The following is a 16916-nucleotide window of genomic DNA, read 5'->3' as shown; positions in this document are numbered from 1 at the left end:
GTAGGACATTTCCAAGGGCCGCCTCCATGTGGAAACACGTTGCTGTTATTATCTATAGAATAAGTGCATTATTTTGCCTCAACCAAGGAGAGGCGGATGAGCAACGTACATTTCCTCAGGGAACAAACACCGGCCAGCAGCAGCGCCGAACAAGATGAAACGCGGCGGGAGCTGTTTGTCCGCGCCGAGGCACTATCACAGGACCTCACCCGCAGAGGCGCCGAGCTCGATCGCGTCGGCGCACCGCCGCGGGAAGAGATCGAGGCACTCCGCCAGGCCGGCCTTTTGACCGCGCTGCATTCGCCGGAGGTTGGCGGTGCGGGCTTGAGCTGGGTAGACGGGCTCCGGCTGGTGCGCATCATCGCCCGTGGCGAAAGCTCGATCGGCCAATTGCTTGGCTATCACTACGTCAACAGCCAGTACGTCTACTGGGCCGCTGCCGATCCCAAACAGGCCTGGGTGCTTGGAGCGGAGACCGTCGAGCGCCAGCTTTATTGGGGAGCCGCGGTCAACCCGCGCGATCCTGGCCTGACATTGGAGCGGCGTGGTGGCCATTATGTGCTGAACGGCCGCAAGACCTTTTCGACCGGCGCCCATGTCTCCGACCGCATCAACGTCAACGCTGCGATCGACGGCAAGATCGCCAATTTCGTCGTGCCCACCGATCGTCCCGGCTATGTCGTCAACGACGACTGGGACAACATCGGCCAACGCCTGTCGGACAGCGGCAGTGTCGAGTTCCGCGATTTTCCCGTCTACGAGCGCGATTTCATCTTGCCGCTGGCCGATCCCTCCGATCCGCCCCCGGTGCAGGCGACTTTCAACACGCCGCTGATCCAGCTCGTCTTCGTGAATTTCTACCTCGGCACGGCCGAAGGCGCGCTTGCCGCAGCCCTTAACTATGTGCGTAGCACGACGCGCCCCTGGATCACATCTGGCGTCGAACGCGCCAGCGATGATCCCTATATCCTCGAACGGATCGGCGAGCTCCAGGCGAGCCTGAAGGCGTCGGTCGCCTTGGCCGATGCGGCAGCCGCGACCGTCGAGGCGGCCCTGTCGCAGGGCCGGTCCGTGACGGCCGAGGCGCGTGGCCAGGCTGCGATCGAGGCCTACGCGGCCAAGGTTCACTCGACCCACGTTGCGCTCGACGTGACGACGAAGGTCTTCGAGTTGATGGGCGCGCGGGCAACGGCGGGGCATTATCGCTTCGATCGCTACTGGCGCAATGTCCGCACCCACACGCTGCATGACCCGGTCGCCTACAAGGCCCGCGAGGTTGGCGACTTCGTCCTGAACGGGCGGATACCGCCGGTCAGTCTCTATAGCTGAACCTACCCACGCGCATGATTGGTTCTCCCTGCAAGAAAAAAGCCGCCCGGACCAGGTCCAGGCGGCGTTTCTTTGATAGGCCGACTCACGCGGAAGCTGCGATCGCTGTTCTCGTTGCCCCAAGATCCCGATAGCCGGCGCCCGGATGGGGTGCCGCCAGCCTTGGCCCGGCGCCGAAGAGCTTTTCCCTGAATGTGCCCTGGCGATAATCGGTCTTGTAGACGCCACGCTTCTGCAGTTCCGGTACCAGCAAATCGACGGCGTCTTCGAAGGTTTCCGGCGTCACCGCATAGGCAAGGTTGAAGCCGTCGACATCGGTGTCCTCGACCCATTCCTGCAAGAGGTCGGCGACAGTCGAGGGTGAGCCGACGAAGACGGGCCCGAAGCCGCCGATGCCCACCCAATCGGCCATTTCACGAACGGTCCAGACCCGGTCCGGATCGATGGTCGTGAAGGTCTCGACGGCGGATTGCACCGCATTGGTGTAGCGATGGCGCAAGGGTTCGTCCGGCGCGAACTGGCCGAAATCGATGCCCGTCCAGCCGGAGATCAGCGCCAAAGCACCTTCGTAGGAAACGTGCTTGCGGTACTCGTCGAACTTCTTCTTCGCCTCGGCATCGGTTTCGCCGAGGATCACCGTCTGCAGATTGAAGGCAAGGATTTCGCGCGGGTTTCGGCCGGCCCGCAATGCCGCCTCCCGAACATTGGCGACATAGCGTTTCAGCACCGCCTTCGACGGTGCCGCGACGAAGATGCATTCGGCGTGCGCCCCGGCGAAGTCCTTGCCTCTGCTTGAAGAGCCCGCCTGGTAGAGCACCGGCGTGCGCTGCGGCGATGGCTCGCTCAAATGGATGCCTGGAACCGTGAAATGGCGGCCGCGATGGTTGATCGGATGCACCTTGTCTGGATGGGTGAAGATGCCGGTCGCGCGGTCGCGCACCACCGCTCCGTCTTCCCAGCTCCCCTCCCAGAGCTTGTAGCAGACTTCAAGATATTCCTCGGCCAGATCATACCGGTCGTCATGGCGCGTCTGCTGCGCCTGGCCAATGTTGAGTGCGCCGCTGTTCAGGTAGGAGGTGACGATGTTCCAGCCGATGCGCCCTTTGGTCAGATGGTCGAGCGTCGAGATGCGGCGGGCGAAGGTGTAGGGGTGTTCGAAGGAAAGCGACGCCGTCAGGCCGAAGCCGAGATGTTCCGTTTCATAGGCCATCGTCGGTACGAGCTGTAAGGGGTCGTTGACCGGGATCTGAGCCGAATGCCGAAGCGCCGCCTCGGCATTATCGTTCAGCACATCATAGACGCCGAGCACGTCGGCGATGAACAGCCCGTCGAATTTGCCGCGCTCGAGTGTCTTCGCCAGATGGACCCAATAGTCGAGATCCTTGTAGCGCCAGGACTGGTCTTGCGGATGGGTCCACAACCCCGGCGACTGATGGCCGACGCAGTTCATGTCAAAGGCATTCAGCCGGATTTCGCGACTCATGGAGCCCTCCTTCGGGCAAGGTTGGGCATTACCCGAAGCGCCGATCACGCCTCCGGCCGCCTATGTGCTACGGGTGGGATCAAAGCGCGCCGTTCTTCGGCGGCTTGACGCCGTTCAGGTGGTAGTTGCCGACGACGTGATGCTTCCAGCGCACCGGGTCGTGCAGCGTGTGGGTGCGGGCGTTGCGCCAATGCCGGTCGAGGTTGAGCCCGATCTTCGTCGAGGCGGTTCCCGACAGTTCGAAGAGCGTGTTGCTCGCTTCCAAAGCGATCTCGGTGGTCAGAACCTTCGCTGCGGCAACGGCAAGCGTTGCCTCGACGACGCTTTCCTCGGTGCCGTTGATCTGCGCGACATCGACCTTCTTGCCCGCCCGTTCGACGGTGGCTGTCGCCGCCTCCAGGCGGATGGCGAGTTGGCCGATGCGGGCGATCGTGAGGGGATCATCGGCTGCGCGCTCGACGCCGCTGTCCATCCAGGGGCGTGCATGATTGCGTACGAACTCGAGCGTTTCGGCAAAGGCTGCCCGCGCGATGCCAAGGTCGATGCCGGCGTGGATGATCTGGCCGACGGAGCCGATCGTCGTCGGTCGCTCGAAGCCGCGGTGGTGGCGCACCACCGCATCGGCGGTGACATGGACATTTTGTAGCACGGTCGTGCCGCTGCCGGTCGTGCGTTGTCCGAAGCCATCCCAGTCGTCGATGATCTGCAAGCCTTCCGCCCCGCGCGGCACGAAGGCCATGGTCAGCTTTTCATTCGGATCGAGTGCGAAGACGACGATCCATTCGGCAAACAGCACGCCGGTTGAATAATACTTGCGGCCGTTCAGACGGAAACCGAGACCATCGGGCGTCAGCCGCGTCGCATAGTCGCCGACGGTTTTCGTGCCGCGCTCGGAAAGGGCGTTGCCGAAGCGGTCGCCGGCAAGCGCCCGGCCGAAGAAGAACGCCTTTTGCTCCTCCGTGCCGTCGTTGCGCAGCGCTTCCAGAATGTAGAAATGGTTCTGCGGGATCTGACCGATCGAGGAATCGGCTTCCGAGAGGATCGCGGTGATCTCCGCCAGAACCGCATTGGAAACGTCGATGCCGTCATATTCCGGCGGCACGGTGATCGCCAGCAGGCCGGATTGAGCCAGCGCATCGAGTTCGTCGAAGGGCAGGATGCGATCCGTATCCCGCTCATTGGCGCTCTTGGCGAATTCCGCAGCCAAGTCCCGGGCGACCGACAGAGCTTCCTCCTCGCTCTCGATCCGGTGCGCCGGGGCTCGTGTTTTCTCTGAAAGCCGCGAGATCGTTCCCATGTGACTGCTCCCTATCGATTGAGGTGCATATCAGTGAATTATCTGGCAAGACCGAGTAAGATAGTATATTCTATAGAAATTATCGATTTGAGATTTTCGTTTCTGCCGCGATGGCGACCGGTGTTTACCTTCGGGGCTGGATCGTTAATATCGAGGCGGGGGGAGACCATGAGACGATACCTAGGTCGAGGCACGCGGCGTTCATGCGTGCCGGCTTTCCGCCAAAAATGTCTGCGGCACAGGGAACCATCGCCCGATTTGCGCATTGCCTCATCGCCCGCAGTTTGACCAGTCGCGTGGCCACAGAGTATCGGCCACCCGACACGAACACAAATACATGCTGACAGAATTGGCCATTCGCGTTTCCCGGCCTTGAACACTGAAGGAGACACAAATGACGAATTTCCTGCCTGCTCTACACGAAGGGCACGCCCCCATCACGCTGCAGAACCTGTTTCGCGATGCTCTGGAGGCCTATGACGACTGGGGCGCAGGTATGCCCGAGCCGCTCGTTGCGTTCGAAGGTAAGCTGCTTCCGATCAGCGAGGTCTTCGAATGGATGAAACCTTGCACCGACATCATGCCGGCGAACCTCATCGGCATTGTCACGGATCGGCTGAACAAACCCTGGAGCGGTGAAGGTCCGCTCGATGAAATGACGGTGTCGACTGCGGCGAGGGTCATGTCTGTCTTGACCAGGCGCCAGTTGCGCAACTTCGGCAGCGGATCGATCGAGGTCTTTGCCGAGCGCTTCAATCATCCGGTGCGTGCCAACGCCTGACGAAACCGCTTTTCGAGGAGCGCGTTCGCGCGCTCCTCACGTTGAAGCGTCCATTCGATCTTACCGCATTCAACCCAACCTCTTCCTTGACGGAGCGCCTTCCCGTAAACACGGGAGAAGGTTGTAGCTCGAGGGGCGAAGCGGCGTGAATTTTCGACAGTTGGAAGTGTTGCGCACGCTCCTGGCGACCGGATCGACGATCGCGGCCGCCAAGACCATGGGGCTCAGCCAATCCGGCGTCAGCCGCCTCCTGCAGCAGCTCGAGGAAGACCTGTCTCTGACGCTGTTTGCTCGCGACAAGGGCCGGTTGATACCGACACCCGAGGCGATGAAACTCGCCGAGGATGCCGAGCACATCCTCTTGGGTATCGACCGCTTCACCAACCTGGCGCAAGATCTGCGCAGCGGTGCAGTCGGTCCCGAAGTCGTGCGCATCGGTCTGCCGAACAGCATGTCCGAGACCTTTGCTCCGGCCATGCTTGCCGACTACGCCAAGGATTTTCCCGGCGTACGGATCGAGACCTTCTTCGATACGACCGTGGCCATCACCCGTCTGGTTGAACAGCGCATCATCGACTTCGGCTTCCTGCGCTATGAGGGGCAACTGAGCGCCGGCATCGAGATGCAGCCGGTCGCAACCGGGGTCAGCGTCTGCGTGATGGAAAAGGGACATGCCCTATCGGCACTCGATACCCTCACGCCCAAGGAACTGCGCGGCGTGCCATTGATCCTGATCGGCCGCCGCCGGCCGACACGGGTCATGCTCGACGAGATCTTCCGCAAGGCGGGCGTGCCGCAGAAGGTCAAGATCGAGACCCACAGCAACAGTTCGGCATGCGCCTATGCGGCCTATGGCCTCGGCGTTGCCATCATCAGCAGCTTCTTCGCCAACCTGCATCGCCATCTGCCGATCGAGATCCGGCCATTCTCGCCGCACCTGACCCAGGATTTCGGCGTTGCGACTGCGTCCGGTGTTCCCTTGTCGCTCGCGGCTCAGGCGCTCATCGACTGCCTCAAGCGACAGGTCGCCACCGTTCACGAGCTGTGAGCGGTTACACTTCCGCTTTCGTCAGAAAGACACTCGACAGGACGGCTTTTACTTTATCCTGCCGGATAACAGGCGCCTTCCGTCCTTTAATCCAAGATTGCCTTGGTGGTAGATCGGGCCTGCCTCTAGGATAAACTTTCGGCTTCCAAGCACCCGAAATACGTCACTTTTGCCGCGGTCGCAGCGTCTATACGTCTCTGAAGCCAACGTGGAAGTGCCGCTCGCCGGCGCTTGGGCGATTGGCCGAGGGTGACTGGCACCTCGATGTGACAGGGCTGACTAGGAAGAGATCTTTCCTACTTGGCGAGGATTGGAGCTCGGTGACTGATCGAGAGAAGGTTGCAGCCAGGGAGGTCCGCCAAAGCCTCCCGCAGGCGGTCTTCAAATGGACCACAAGCCTCCCAGAGCTGCTCTTCCCCTTGCAAAAAACCGAGCATTTCGTTGCCTTCGTCGTCAGTTCCTACTGGCTCTTCCCACCATTCCGCACCGAAGCTCGCTGTTGCCAGTGCCGTGGCTTGTTGGTTTTCACCGTATCGATATGCTCGGATTGCGAACTCCCGGTTGATCGGGAGAAACGTCTCGTACTCCTCCTTCCGCTTCCTCGCCTCTGACAGCACCTCATCGGGAAAGTTGACCCTTGGGAGCAATCGCCGCATGACACGCGACATATCAGATAGATCCGGCAACGCCGCGTATGTATTTCGTCGTTGTTCCGTGAGGTCGAATTCAGCACGAAAATCGACCTGTCCGGTCAACCGTGTCTCATCAAGCATCCTAGCAAGAGCGACGGCAAGCGAGTGATGTGCAGCGACCATCCGTGGAGAAATATGAAAGGACGTTCCAGGGCGTTGCGGACGTGACGGATCGTGGTCCAACGGCCGGAGGACTAGGTCTGCCTCTATCCGGTCAGCTACACGCTCCACCATAAGCGCGTGGAAATTTGCAATTCGGGTCTTGCGAAACGTGCGAAGGGTGAACGCCCGGTCCACCTTCGAAATCGGCAGATCATAGAGTGATGCCCAATCCAGAGTGCGCTGGAAGAGTTCAAGTCCATTAAGCCGGGGGTCGCGCCACTCGTCGAAGAGGAAGCGCGCTCCGGCAAACCTGCGTGCCGCGTTTGAGGCGGTGTCGACTGCGGTGTAAGCACCATCGGGTCCTGATTGCCCCAGCCACGTCACGGCTTCATCGAATGCCAGGTCCTCCATCCGGATCGAAAGACAGCGGGACGGTACCGTCTCTTCCGGCTTGGCAAGCCCCAACGGTTCGATGATTGTGCGGGCAGGAAGCGGCTCGGGTGATATCTCGTCTGCGGGCTTCAGTGCTGGCGTCGTGCGGGCGACGATTTCCGCGGCAGGAGCTAATTCCTCAGACGTGTCGATGTCAAACCTGTAAATGCATCGGTACTCGCAGCCGAGGGATTCCGTCGCCCTGCTCGAAAGTGACAAGCCCTTTAGGCCCCGCGCAAGCTCCTTGGTTACCTCCCGCCGATCGTAGTTTTCTTCGGCGTTCAAATTCCGAAAGAAACTGTTGCGCCAGGACTGTGGGATTTTGGCAGCAATCTGATCGTGGGCGCGGGCTACTTCCGCCTCAGGGTACTTGCGCGCGTTGATCCGGACCTCTAGGTCGACGTCTCCATAACTTTCACGGGCCTCGTCCAGTGCGCTTCCAAACAGACGCATCTCGGTTATGCGCACGATGCGTCTTTCGTCCCGGTTGATCGCGCGAGCCCTCCTAAGGACAGTGGTAACAACGTCGTCGACAGCTTGACGCGTCAGTCTGGGTGTCAGGTCGTCGGCAACGAGCCGGAGACCGTACGCGGTAAGGTCCCAGTCCTTGCTGCTCGTTCCAGCCCACTCGATATATCCAGCGCCCGCCAACTGTCGCAACAGCGCGTCGGCCTCCTCAGGGGGGCGAGGTAAAACCTCGAGCGTTGTTGCGAGCAGATACCGGTTCTTGGTTTGCTCATGCTTTGCAAAGATCTCGCGGATTATCGTGAGGTCGACGCCGGGTACTTCGGGGTGTTTCGACATGCGAAATTTGACTCAAAAGTGTGCACGCGGGGAGTGTGGCTGATCTTGCTTATCTGCGCGGGAGACTGCAAGCCGGTACATAAGTGACCGCCCAAAAACACCTGATCTATCCCGCTGGGAGATGCGGAGAACTGCACCGCTATGCGGCCTCGAGACGGTTGGATCAGCAATAGTCGAGCCCGACGCGCGCGTTTAAGTCGTGCCCGGCAGGCTGCAGGCCGGCGACGTCAGGCCGATTAATAGATCTGCATATATTCCATAAAACATTGTTGGCCGAGATTCACATGTTTCGCGGGATCGAATGCCGCCGATCTCGCGAGAGAACTGGAGCGCTGCCTTGCCGTTCGTCGGGTTCGCCAAGAACCAGATGGCGATGAGCGTTTTCGTGAAGCTCAGCTTCCGCGCATGAAAGGCCTGCCCGAGGTGACGCTGAAACCAGGAACCTTCGGCCCGGTTGGCTCGCACTGCATTCTTCAACAACGCGAGCGAAGGCGCCTGGCAGGAGTAGGTCAAGCCATCCTGTCGCCGTCTCGGCCGAGGGACCATCGCGCTCAGGGTGGCCGCTTCACCTGGCGAGCGGAGGCACTTGCATAATGGGATCGTTTAGCGCGGGCCAGCTTGTGCCTCTTTGACAGCTCGTGGTCTGCTTCTCCAGCTCGCTGACGCAGAGAAAGCAGCCACGGCGGTCATCGCATGTTGGAAGGCGGGGGAGCGGGTCAATTCCGGATCGCCTTCGAACGCCTGGATGATCGACGCGACAGTGGTCTCTTCGCCCAAGGGAACGATACCGAAGCAAGTGCGCGCGCCGACCGCCATGGCGTCTGAGTAGGTGCAACTACCCATCGTTTTCCATCCGCTCGTCGCAGACGAAAGTGAGTTCCACGGCAAACTTCCCCCGCACACGATCTCACGCATGTAGCATCCCTCGATCCGGGCGCCGGTAGACGCCAGCGACAGCGCAAGGGCGCCTTCGAATTCAACATAGGAAACAGGGCGTGGGATATCTGGAAACTCGATTGCCGCCGCGTCCCCGTAGAACTCATCGTGGCTGCACGGCACGGAGAAGACATGTTCTCCGTCGATGCGCCAGTCCTGCGAGGAGGCGTTTTCTCGGCGGCTCATGTTTGAATAAATAGGAATAAATGCCTATTTGGCATTCGGGGCTTTTTTTACTTTCGACATTTCACGCGAATTTCTACACGGCGGCGTGCCATGCCGTTGTCATAGATGTATGACGTTTACTCATAATATTGCGCCATTTTTTTCATTCGATCATAGTTTCCGTAACAAAAGCCGGGCGGGCTGGAGAATCGCGGTAACGCGGGTGGCCAGCCTCAGTACGGGGAACCCATGATCAAGTTCATTCTCAATCGCCTCGTGATGGCGATACCGACGATCGTTATCGTCTCGGTGGCCGTCTTCACGCTCATCCGTCTCATCCCCGGTGATCCGGCGGCGCTGATGCTCGGCGACATGGCCGAGCCGCAGCAGATTGCCGCGATGCGCATGGAGCTCGGCCTCGACCGCAGTATCCCGGAGCAATTCGTCATCTGGGCTGGCAACATTCTTTCCGGTGACTTCGGTACTTCGATCGTAACCAGCGAGCCGGTGCTGCATCTCGTCGTCAGCCGCTTCCTGGTGAGCGCCGAAATCGTCGTCATCGCCGTGTTCCTGGCGAGCTTGATCGCGGTGCCAGCCGGCGTCATTGCCGCCTGGCGACAGAACAGCCTGACCGACCTCGCGCTTGTCGGCACGGCAACAGTGCTTCTGTCGATCCCGACCTTCTGGCTCGGCCTTCTGTTGCTGCTCGCCTTCGGCCTCAAGCTCGGCTGGCTGCCGGTGCTGGGCTACGTGCCGATTTCGGAGAACTGGAAGGCCGGCCTGCTCTATCTGGTGCTGCCGGTCATGACCCTCGTCATTCACGAGATGGGCGTGATTATCCGCATGGCGCGTGCATCGACGCTCGAAGTGCTCAGGCTCGACTACATCACCCATGCCCGCGCCAAGGGCCTCTCCGAAAGCGCCGTCCTCTGGCGCCACGCCTTCAAGAATGCCTTCGGTCCGACCTGGACGATGATCGGCCTGATCCTCGGCAACCTGCTTGGCGGCATCGCCGTGATCGAGACGGTCTTCACCATTCCGGGGCTCGGGCGCCTGATGGTCGACGGCATTTTCCAGCGCGACTACCCGGTCATCCAGGGCTGCCTGCTGCTCGTCGCCTTCTCCTATGTCGTCGTCAACCTCGTGGTCGACCTTCTCTATCCTCTCTTCGATCCGCGGGTGGTGGCAGAATGAGAAAGCTCACTTTCAACGGCGTCATCGGTGGTGGCCTGATTGGGCTGCTGGTTTTCACCGCGCTCGTCGGCCTGATCTGGACGCCTTACGATCCGATGGCGCTCGGCTTCACTTCGCGGCTTGCCGCACCCGGTGCGGCCCATTGGCTCGGCACCGACGAGTTCGGTCGCGACGTCGCAAGCCGGCTGATGGTCGGCGCCCGCGCCAGCGTCTGGATCGGTTGCCTAACCGTCGCCTTTGCCGTCGTCTGCGGCACCTTCATCGGCCTCGTCAGCGGCTATGCTCGCGGCTGGGTCGATGGCGTGATCATGGCCATCAACAATGCGCTTTTGGCCTTCCCCGGCATCCTCTTGGCGCTCGGCCTGCTCGCGGTCTTCGGCGCCAACCAGTACGGCATCATCTTCGCACTCGGCATCGCCTACACGCCGTCGATGGCGCGCGTGGTGCGCGGCGCGGTTCTGTCGCTGCGCGAACGCGAATTCATCGAAGCGTCGCGCGTCATGGGCAATGGCGAGATCTATACGATGCTGCGCCATATCCTGCCGAACTGCGTGGCGCCGATCACGGTGCTGGCGACCTCGATGTTCGGCTGGGCGATCCTCTCGGAAAGCGCGCTCTCCTTCCTCGGTCTCGGTGTACCGCCACCGGCGCCGACCTGGGGCAACATGCTCGCCGCCGGCCGCCCGTTCATCGAACAGGCCGTCTGGCTCGGTTTCTTCCCCGGTCTCTGCATCGCTCTCACCCTGCTCGGCATCAACCTCCTGGGCGATGCACTGCGCGACAAGCTCGACCCCCGCATGCGAGGCCTGAAATGATCGGCAAGACTTCTCTCAGCGTCCCTCTTCTGAGTGTTCAGGGCCTCTCGCTTGCCGTCGCCCACTCCGGCAACCAAGTGGTCAGGAACGTCAGCTTCGACGTCGCTCCCGGCGAGATCGTCGGCATTGTTGGCGAAAGCGGCTCGGGCAAGACGCTCGCCACAAGGGCGATCATCGGTCTCATCCCGCCGGCCGTCCGTCATGTCGGCGGCACGATCCGCTACCGGGGCAGCGACGTACTCGGCATGAAGGACCGGGATCTCCGCCAGCTTCGCGGCGGCGAGGTCGGCGTCGTCTTCCAGGAACCGATGACGTCTCTGAACCCGTCGATGACCATCGGCCGCCAGCTCGAAGAAGGACTGATCCTGCACACCAGAAAGTCGGTGGAGGAGCGCCGCACCGCGATCCTCTCGATGCTGAACCGGGTCGGCATCCGCGAACCCGAACGGGCATTGACCGCCTATCCGCACGAGTTCTCCGGCGGCATGCGCCAACGCATCATGCTCGCCTCGGTGATGCTGTTGAAGCCGGCCCTCTTGATTGCCGACGAGCCCACGACGGCGCTCGACGCCGTCGTCCAGCGCGACGTCATGGAGTTGATGGTCGAGCTTACCCAGGCCGAAGGCACGGCAGTGCTCTTGATCAGCCATGACCTGCCGATGGTCGCCCGCTACACGAACCGTTTCGTCGTGATGGAAAAGGGCGTCGTCGTCGAGCAGGGCCTGACCGACGAGATCCTGCAGGCGCCGCAGCATCCCTACACCCGCAAGCTGCTCTCATCGCTGCCCTACCGCGGCGCGGTGCGTGAACTCGACACGACCCGCACGCCGATGGTTTCGGCGCGCAACATCGTGGTGGAATATCCGGGCCGCAAGGGGCTGTTCCGCAAGCACGAGTCAAAGCGCGCTCTGCATGGCGTCAGCGTCGATATCCATGTCGGCGAGGTTGTGGCGCTTGTCGGTGGCTCCGGCTCCGGCAAGACGACGCTCGGCCGGACCATTGCCGGTCTGGTCCAGCAGACGGAAGGCGAGATCCTATTCCAGGGGCGGGAGCGCAGCGCCGACTGGCGCGACTACCGTCTGAACTGCCAGATGGTGTTTCAGGATCCCTATTCCTCGCTCGATCCGCGCATGACCATCCAGGGACTTGTCGAGGAGGCGCTGCGGCTTGTGCCGGATCTTGACACGCCAGCCAAGCGCCGCCGTGCGCTTGAAACGCTTGAGGAAGTCGGGCTCAGCGCCGATTTCGCCAACCGCTATCCGCACGAACTTTCCGGCGGGCAGCGCCAGCGCGTCGCAATCGCCCGGGCGATCGCCCGGCGACCGAAGTTCCTGATCGCCGACGAGCCGGTCTCCGCGCTCGACGTCACAGTCCGCGCACAGGTGCTGGAGCTCTTCTCCAGCCTACAGAAACGCTACGGCTTCTCGTGTCTGTTCATCAGCCACGATCTCGGCGTCGTTGAACAGGTGGCCGACCGCGTCATCGTCATGCAGGACGGACGCATCATCGAAGAAGGCGATCGCGATCGGATCTTCGATGCGCCTAAGGAAGCCTATACCCGCAAGCTGTTGTCGGCGATCCCGGCGCTCGATCTCAACCAGACCGGCGGCGTCACCCTCAAATGGCGTCTGGAGGCCTGAGATGAATACCGAACTCAAGGCGAGCGCGATCGCCGTCGAACTCAACGCGATCGCTGACGCCGAGCCCTTCGTTACGCGCTTCCTGGTACGCAATCTTCTGACCGGCGTAACCATCGGCCGCGGCGAGCGCGAAGAGACGCCGTCCGCCAGCACCCGCAAGACCTCGATCATGATGGCGGCGCTGAAGGCGGTGGCCGAGGGGCGGCTTCATCTCGACGAGCGCATCACCTACGAGGCGCGCCTCGCCCAGGACGTGGCGAGCGGTATGTTCCGCTACCTGACGCCCGGCATCGTCATTTCGCTCCGTGACGCGATCGTCGGCATGATGGTATTGAGCGACAATGTCTGCACCAAGATGGTGTTTGAACGCCTGACGCTCGAAGAGGTCGATCGCTACTGCAAGGCGCTCGGCATGCTGGGCACGCACCACCGCTTCCTTATCCCGCCGCTGGCGCTGCAACCCGACCACTCGCTCGCTGACGTTACCACGACGACCGCAGCCGACCAGGTGATGCTCCTGGAACTGATCCTGGCGGCTGAGCAGGACGCTGGGGCCGCGGCCAGGCTCGGCATCACTGTCGAACTGGCCGGCTTTGCCGTGCAGACACTCAAGAACCAGGTGCTGCGCTACGGCATCCGCTCGAGGCTGCCGTTCGACACGGTGGTGGCGAGCAAGGGCGGTCGAGGAAAACGCGGCCGTATGGATACCGGCGTCGTCTATCGAGACGGCAAGCCGCTCTATGCCATCGCCGCCTTCACCGATGGTGTGCCCACCCTGATGTCGGGCGGCACGCCCGGCTACACCATCGCCCTCGAAACGATCGGCAAGCTGTCACAGGCCTGCTGGCGCGCCTTTTGAACCGACAACCAACAAGCAGAAAAGAGAGAGGAACCATGAAGACCATACTTCTTGCTGGGACCATGCTGATGAGCGCCTTCGCGCTCGGCCATGCACGCGACCTCACAGTCGCCCAAAGCTCCGACATCCGCAGCAACGAGCCCGGCGTCAACCGTGACGGCAATACGGACTCGGTGATCTTCCACATCGTCGAAGGTCTCGTAGGCTATGCGGAGAACGGCGAAGTGAAGCCGCTGCTCGCCAAGAGCTTCGAGGTTTCTGCCGATGGCCTGACCTATACGTTCAAGCTGCGCGACGACGTCAAGTTCCACAATGGCAAGGCACTGACAGCCGAAGACGTGGTCTGGAACTGGAACCGCTACATGAAGCCGGAGACCAAGTGGACCTGTGCGGCCGACTTCGATGGCAGCAAGTCGATCAAGGTGACGAACGTTGCTGCCGCAGATGCCTCCACCGTCACCATGAGTATCGAGAAGCCGTCCGCCGTCTTCCTCGGCCTGATGGCACGGCCGGAATGCGGTTACACCGGCATCGTCTCGAAGGACTCCGTTGGCGCCGACGGCGCATACGTTGCCCCCATCGGCACAGGCCCGTTCAAATGGGCCGAGTGGAAGAAGGGCGAATATGTCCGGCTCGAAAAGTACGCCGACTACGTCTCGCCCGCCAATGACGGCAAGCCGGATGGTATGGTCGGCTCGAAGCGACCGCTCGTCGACGGCATCAAGTTCATGGTGATCCCGGACGCCTCGACGGTGAAGACGGGCCTGCTCTCCGGTGCGCTCGATACCGCCGAGGTCTCGGCCGATCTCATCGCCGAATTCAAGGACAGCGACACGATGCAGCTCATCGTTCAGCGCAACAACGGCAAGAACCTGCTCTACTTCCAGACCCGCGACAAGGTGCTGAGCAACGTGGCCGTCCGCCGCGCCATGGCCGAGGCGTTGGATCTCGACCAGCTCGTCGCCGCCGTCTCCAACGGCACCGGCGAAGCCAACGCGTCGATGGTCTCGGCGGACTCGATCTTCTACTCCGACGTCCAGAAGACGAAGATCCCGATGGATCTCGAAAAGGCGAAGAAGAACCTGGCTGATGCCGGCTACAAGGGTGAACAGATCACCATCATCGCCAACAAGCGCGGCAACGTGCCGAGCTTCCCCGCGGCCGTCATCGCCCAGGCCATGATGCAACAGGTCGGTCTCAACGTGCAGATCGAAGTGCTCGACTACGCCACCCAGGTCGATCGCCGCCGCTCCGGCAACTACCAGGTCATCTCGCAATCGGTCGCGCCGCGCCTCGATCCGGCACTGATGTACAGTTTCTATGTCGGCAACAAGGACAAGAACGCCTCGCTGATGTGGGACAACCCGAAGGCGGTCGAACTGATGAAGGCGGCGTATGTCGAGGCCGACCAGGCCAAGCGCCAGGCGATCTTCGACGAATTCCACAAGCTGATGCTCGACGAGGTCCCGGGCATCTTCATGTACGACATGGTCGACATCTGGGGCGCTACGAAGAAGCTGCATGGCCAGCCGGTCTGGCAGTCCAACACCCGCCTCTGGGAAGTGACCCTCGACGACTGATCGGCCGTAGCCTGATCTGACCATAGGGATGGCGGCGGCCCTGCCGCCATCTTTGACCCATCGACAGACATACCGATGCGACCGCAGCCCGTGTCGTCGCAAGAGGAAGATTTATGCCAAAGCCAGCCGTACTGACCGCCCTTGCCGAAACCGTCGAAGCGTTGAAGCCCGAATTCGCCGCGATGAGCGATGCGATCTGGGGCCATGCGGAACTGAGCTTTCACGAAGAGAAGTCGGCTGCCGCCCAGATCGCCATGCTGGAAAAGTACGGGTTCCGCGTGACGCGCGGGCTCGCTGAGATAGCCACCGCCTTTGTCGGCGAGATCGGCGAGGGTAGCCCGGTGATCGCCTTCCTTGGCGAGTTCGATGCGCTGGCCGGCTTGAGCCAGGTGGCCGGCGTCGCCGAACCGCAGGCGGCGGTCGAGGGTGGTACGGGCCATGGCTGCGGCCACAATCTGCTCGGCACCGGCTCGATGCTCGCCGCCGTCGCGCTTGCCCGCTACCTCAAAGAGAACAGGCTTCCGGGCACGATACGCTATTACGGCTGCCCCGGCGAGGAGGGTGGTTCCGGCAAGACCTTCATGGCGCGCGCCGGCGTCTTTGCCGATGTCGATACGGCGCTGACTTGGCACCCGGCGCCCTTCAACGGTGTCCGTTCGACCAACAATCTCGCCGTTCTCGAAATCTATTACCGCTTCAAGGGCGTCTCGGCGCACGCGTCGAACGGCGCGCATCTCGGCCGCAGCGCGCTCGACGCGCTGGAACTGATGAATGTCGGCGTCAATTTCCTGCGCGAGCACATGCCGCAGGATTGCCGCGTCCACTATGCGATCACCGATGCCGGCGGCAAGGCGGCAAACGTCGTCCAGGCGCGTGCCGAGGCGCTCTATCTCGTTCGCGCGCCGCAGATGCCGGAAGCGCTGGCGCTTGCCGCTCGCATCGACAAAATTGCCAAGGGCGCCGCCATGATGACCGAGACCGAGGTCGAGATCGTCTTCGACCGGGCGGCGACGAATCTCCTGCCCAACCTTGCCTTGGAAACGGCGATCCACCAGAACATGGTGGCGCTCGGCCCGGTTCCCTTCGACGAGGCCGACATCGCCTTTGCCAAGGAAATCCAGAAGACGCTGACGCCGGAGGCGATCTCAAGCAGCATCCGGCTTTACCAGATCAAGGGTGACGTCTTCGCCAACAGTCGTCTCGACGGTTCGACGGGCTTGCATGTCGGTCTCCGGGATTTCGAGGGGCAGTCGCATTTCCGCGCCGGCTCGACCGATGTCGGCGATGTGAGCTGGATCACCCCGACCGCACAGTGCTGGGCGCCCGCCTGGGCGATCGGCACCGCGCCGCATACCTGGCAGGTCGTCGCACAGGGCAAGAGCGCGGCCGCGCACAAGGCCTTCGCCCATGCGGCGAAATCATTGGCGGCAACGGGTCTCGATCTGATCCTCGATACCAATCTGCTGGCGCGTGCAAAGGCGGAGTGGCGCGAAAAAACGGAGGATAAACCCTATCAGTGCCCGATCCCGCCTCACATCGGCCCCAAGCTCTGATCGCCGATTTGACGGCTCTATCGAACGTCCGCGCCGCCATTCGCGGGCGTTTTTCTTTGCGAGATGGCACCTTCAGCCCGCCGTTCGCTATGGCCTCCGATCGTGGTCCAAGTCTTGACGCGAATCATAAGCTCAGGCATCTCTGTTACGGACTTTTTCGAATAAGTGCTGATTGGCCGTATTTGAATGGAATCTCTGTTAATGCT

Annotated in this window: 13 protein-coding genes; 9 read left to right on the top strand and 4 right to left on the bottom strand. The window is 61.7% G+C overall.

Annotation, left to right across the window (positions count from 1 at the left end; translation table 11 throughout):
* Positions 1 to 96: 96 nt before the first annotated feature.
* Positions 97 to 1329 (top strand): acyl-CoA dehydrogenase family protein, encoded by a 1233-nt coding sequence (locus ACQ5BM_RS17775; protein WP_429813811.1) that lies wholly within the window; start codon positions 97 to 99, stop codon positions 1327 to 1329.
* Positions 1330 to 1414: 85 nt separating this feature from the next.
* Here ACQ5BM_RS17775 and ACQ5BM_RS17770 read toward each other — a convergent pair whose 3' ends face one another.
* Together ACQ5BM_RS17770 and ACQ5BM_RS17765 are read right to left on the bottom strand one after the other, a co-directional pair.
* Complete coding sequence (locus ACQ5BM_RS17770) at positions 1415 to 2812, bottom strand: LLM class flavin-dependent oxidoreductase (protein ID WP_429813809.1); 1398 nt, start codon at positions 2810 to 2812, stop codon at positions 1415 to 1417.
* 79 nt (positions 2813 to 2891) lie between these two features.
* The gene (locus tag ACQ5BM_RS17765; RefSeq protein ID WP_429813807.1) at positions 2892 to 4109 is read right to left on the bottom strand and encodes an SfnB family sulfur acquisition oxidoreductase; all 1218 of its coding nucleotides are present in this window, start codon (positions 4107 to 4109) and stop codon (positions 2892 to 2894) included.
* A 394-nt stretch (positions 4110 to 4503) separates the two neighbouring features.
* Between ACQ5BM_RS17765 and ACQ5BM_RS17760 the strand changes: the two genes are divergently transcribed.
* A complete protein-coding gene (locus ACQ5BM_RS17760; protein WP_173519712.1) occupies positions 4504 to 4890 on the top strand; it encodes a hypothetical protein in 387 nt (128 codons plus the stop codon).
* Between the two features lie 145 nt (positions 4891 to 5035).
* Entirely contained in the window at positions 5036 to 5938 is a 903-nt protein-coding gene (locus ACQ5BM_RS17755; protein ID WP_429813804.1) for a LysR family transcriptional regulator, read from the top strand.
* 296 nt (positions 5939 to 6234) lie between these two features.
* On the opposite strand, the gene ACQ5BM_RS17750 is transcribed toward ACQ5BM_RS17755, so the two are convergent.
* Both ACQ5BM_RS17750 and ACQ5BM_RS17745 read right to left on the bottom strand, forming a co-directional pair.
* On the bottom strand, positions 6235 to 7968 hold the full coding sequence (locus ACQ5BM_RS17750; protein WP_429813801.1) for a hypothetical protein: 1734 nt from the start codon (positions 7966 to 7968) through the stop codon (positions 6235 to 6237).
* A gap of 603 nt (positions 7969 to 8571) precedes the next feature.
* Positions 8572 to 9090: a hypothetical protein gene (locus ACQ5BM_RS17745; protein WP_429813798.1), complete on the bottom strand. Its 519-nt coding sequence runs from the start codon at positions 9088 to 9090 to the stop codon at positions 8572 to 8574.
* Between the two features lie 228 nt (positions 9091 to 9318).
* On the opposite strand from ACQ5BM_RS17745, the gene ACQ5BM_RS17740 reads away from it, so the two are divergent.
* The 6 genes from ACQ5BM_RS17740 to ACQ5BM_RS17715 all read left to right on the top strand — a co-directional run bounded on the left by ACQ5BM_RS17740 (position 9319) and on the right by ACQ5BM_RS17715 (position 16710).
* Positions 9319 to 10263, top strand: coding sequence for an ABC transporter permease (locus tag ACQ5BM_RS17740; protein ID WP_429813796.1), 945 nt, complete (start codon positions 9319 to 9321; stop codon positions 10261 to 10263).
* The gene (locus tag ACQ5BM_RS17735) at positions 10260 to 11078 is read left to right on the top strand and encodes an ABC transporter permease (RefSeq protein WP_429813794.1); all 819 of its coding nucleotides are present in this window, start codon (positions 10260 to 10262) and stop codon (positions 11076 to 11078) included. Before ACQ5BM_RS17740 ends, ACQ5BM_RS17735 begins: the two co-directional genes overlap by 4 nt.
* A complete protein-coding gene (locus tag ACQ5BM_RS17730) occupies positions 11075 to 12718 on the top strand; it encodes an ABC transporter ATP-binding protein (RefSeq protein WP_429813791.1) in 1644 nt (547 codons plus the stop codon). The genes ACQ5BM_RS17735 and ACQ5BM_RS17730 overlap by 4 nt, the downstream gene beginning before the upstream one ends.
* 1 nt (position 12719) lies before the next feature.
* Positions 12720 to 13577: a serine hydrolase gene (locus ACQ5BM_RS17725; protein ID WP_429813789.1), complete on the top strand. Its 858-nt coding sequence runs from the start codon at positions 12720 to 12722 to the stop codon at positions 13575 to 13577.
* A gap of 35 nt (positions 13578 to 13612) precedes the next feature.
* On the top strand, positions 13613 to 15157 hold the full coding sequence (locus ACQ5BM_RS17720; protein WP_429813786.1) for an ABC transporter substrate-binding protein: 1545 nt from the start codon (positions 13613 to 13615) through the stop codon (positions 15155 to 15157).
* Between the two features lie 113 nt (positions 15158 to 15270).
* The gene (locus ACQ5BM_RS17715; RefSeq protein ID WP_429813784.1) at positions 15271 to 16710 is read left to right on the top strand and encodes a M20 family metallopeptidase; all 1440 of its coding nucleotides are present in this window, start codon (positions 15271 to 15273) and stop codon (positions 16708 to 16710) included.
* Positions 16711 to 16916: the final 206 nt, after the last annotated feature.

It is taken from the genome of Ensifer sp. B1-9 (assembly GCF_050474445.1).
Taxonomy (GTDB): domain Bacteria; phylum Pseudomonadota; class Alphaproteobacteria; order Rhizobiales; family Rhizobiaceae; genus Ensifer.
The sequence above is the reverse complement of the archived record's forward strand: the minus strand, read 5'-3'. Positions and strand labels throughout refer to the sequence as shown.

Bases quoted from the DNA above. Each gene is read 5' to 3' on its own strand.
- ACQ5BM_RS17775 (WP_429813811.1), top strand. From the start codon at position 97: ATGAGCAACGTACATTTCCTCAGGGAACAAACACCGGCCAGCAGCAGC.
- ACQ5BM_RS17770 (WP_429813809.1), bottom strand. From the start codon at position 2,812: ATGAGTCGCGAAATCCGGCTGAATGCCTTTGACATGAACTGCGTCGGC.
- ACQ5BM_RS17765 (WP_429813807.1), bottom strand. From the start codon at position 4,109: ATGGGAACGATCTCGCGGCTTTCAGAGAAAACACGAGCCCCGGCGCAC.
- ACQ5BM_RS17760 (WP_173519712.1), top strand. From the start codon at position 4,504: ATGACGAATTTCCTGCCTGCTCTACACGAAGGGCACGCCCCCATCACG.
- ACQ5BM_RS17750 (WP_429813801.1), bottom strand. From the start codon at position 7,968: ATGTCGAAACACCCCGAAGTACCCGGCGTCGACCTCACGATAATCCGC.
- ACQ5BM_RS17745 (WP_429813798.1), bottom strand. From the start codon at position 9,090: ATGAGCCGCCGAGAAAACGCCTCCTCGCAGGACTGGCGCATCGACGGA.
- ACQ5BM_RS17740 (WP_429813796.1), top strand. From the start codon at position 9,319: ATGATCAAGTTCATTCTCAATCGCCTCGTGATGGCGATACCGACGATC.
- ACQ5BM_RS17735 (WP_429813794.1), top strand. From the start codon at position 10,260: ATGAGAAAGCTCACTTTCAACGGCGTCATCGGTGGTGGCCTGATTGGG.
- ACQ5BM_RS17730 (WP_429813791.1), top strand. From the start codon at position 11,075: ATGATCGGCAAGACTTCTCTCAGCGTCCCTCTTCTGAGTGTTCAGGGC.
- ACQ5BM_RS17725 (WP_429813789.1), top strand. From the start codon at position 12,720: ATGAATACCGAACTCAAGGCGAGCGCGATCGCCGTCGAACTCAACGCG.
- ACQ5BM_RS17720 (WP_429813786.1), top strand. From the start codon at position 13,613: ATGAAGACCATACTTCTTGCTGGGACCATGCTGATGAGCGCCTTCGCG.
- ACQ5BM_RS17715 (WP_429813784.1), top strand. From the start codon at position 15,271: ATGCCAAAGCCAGCCGTACTGACCGCCCTTGCCGAAACCGTCGAAGCG.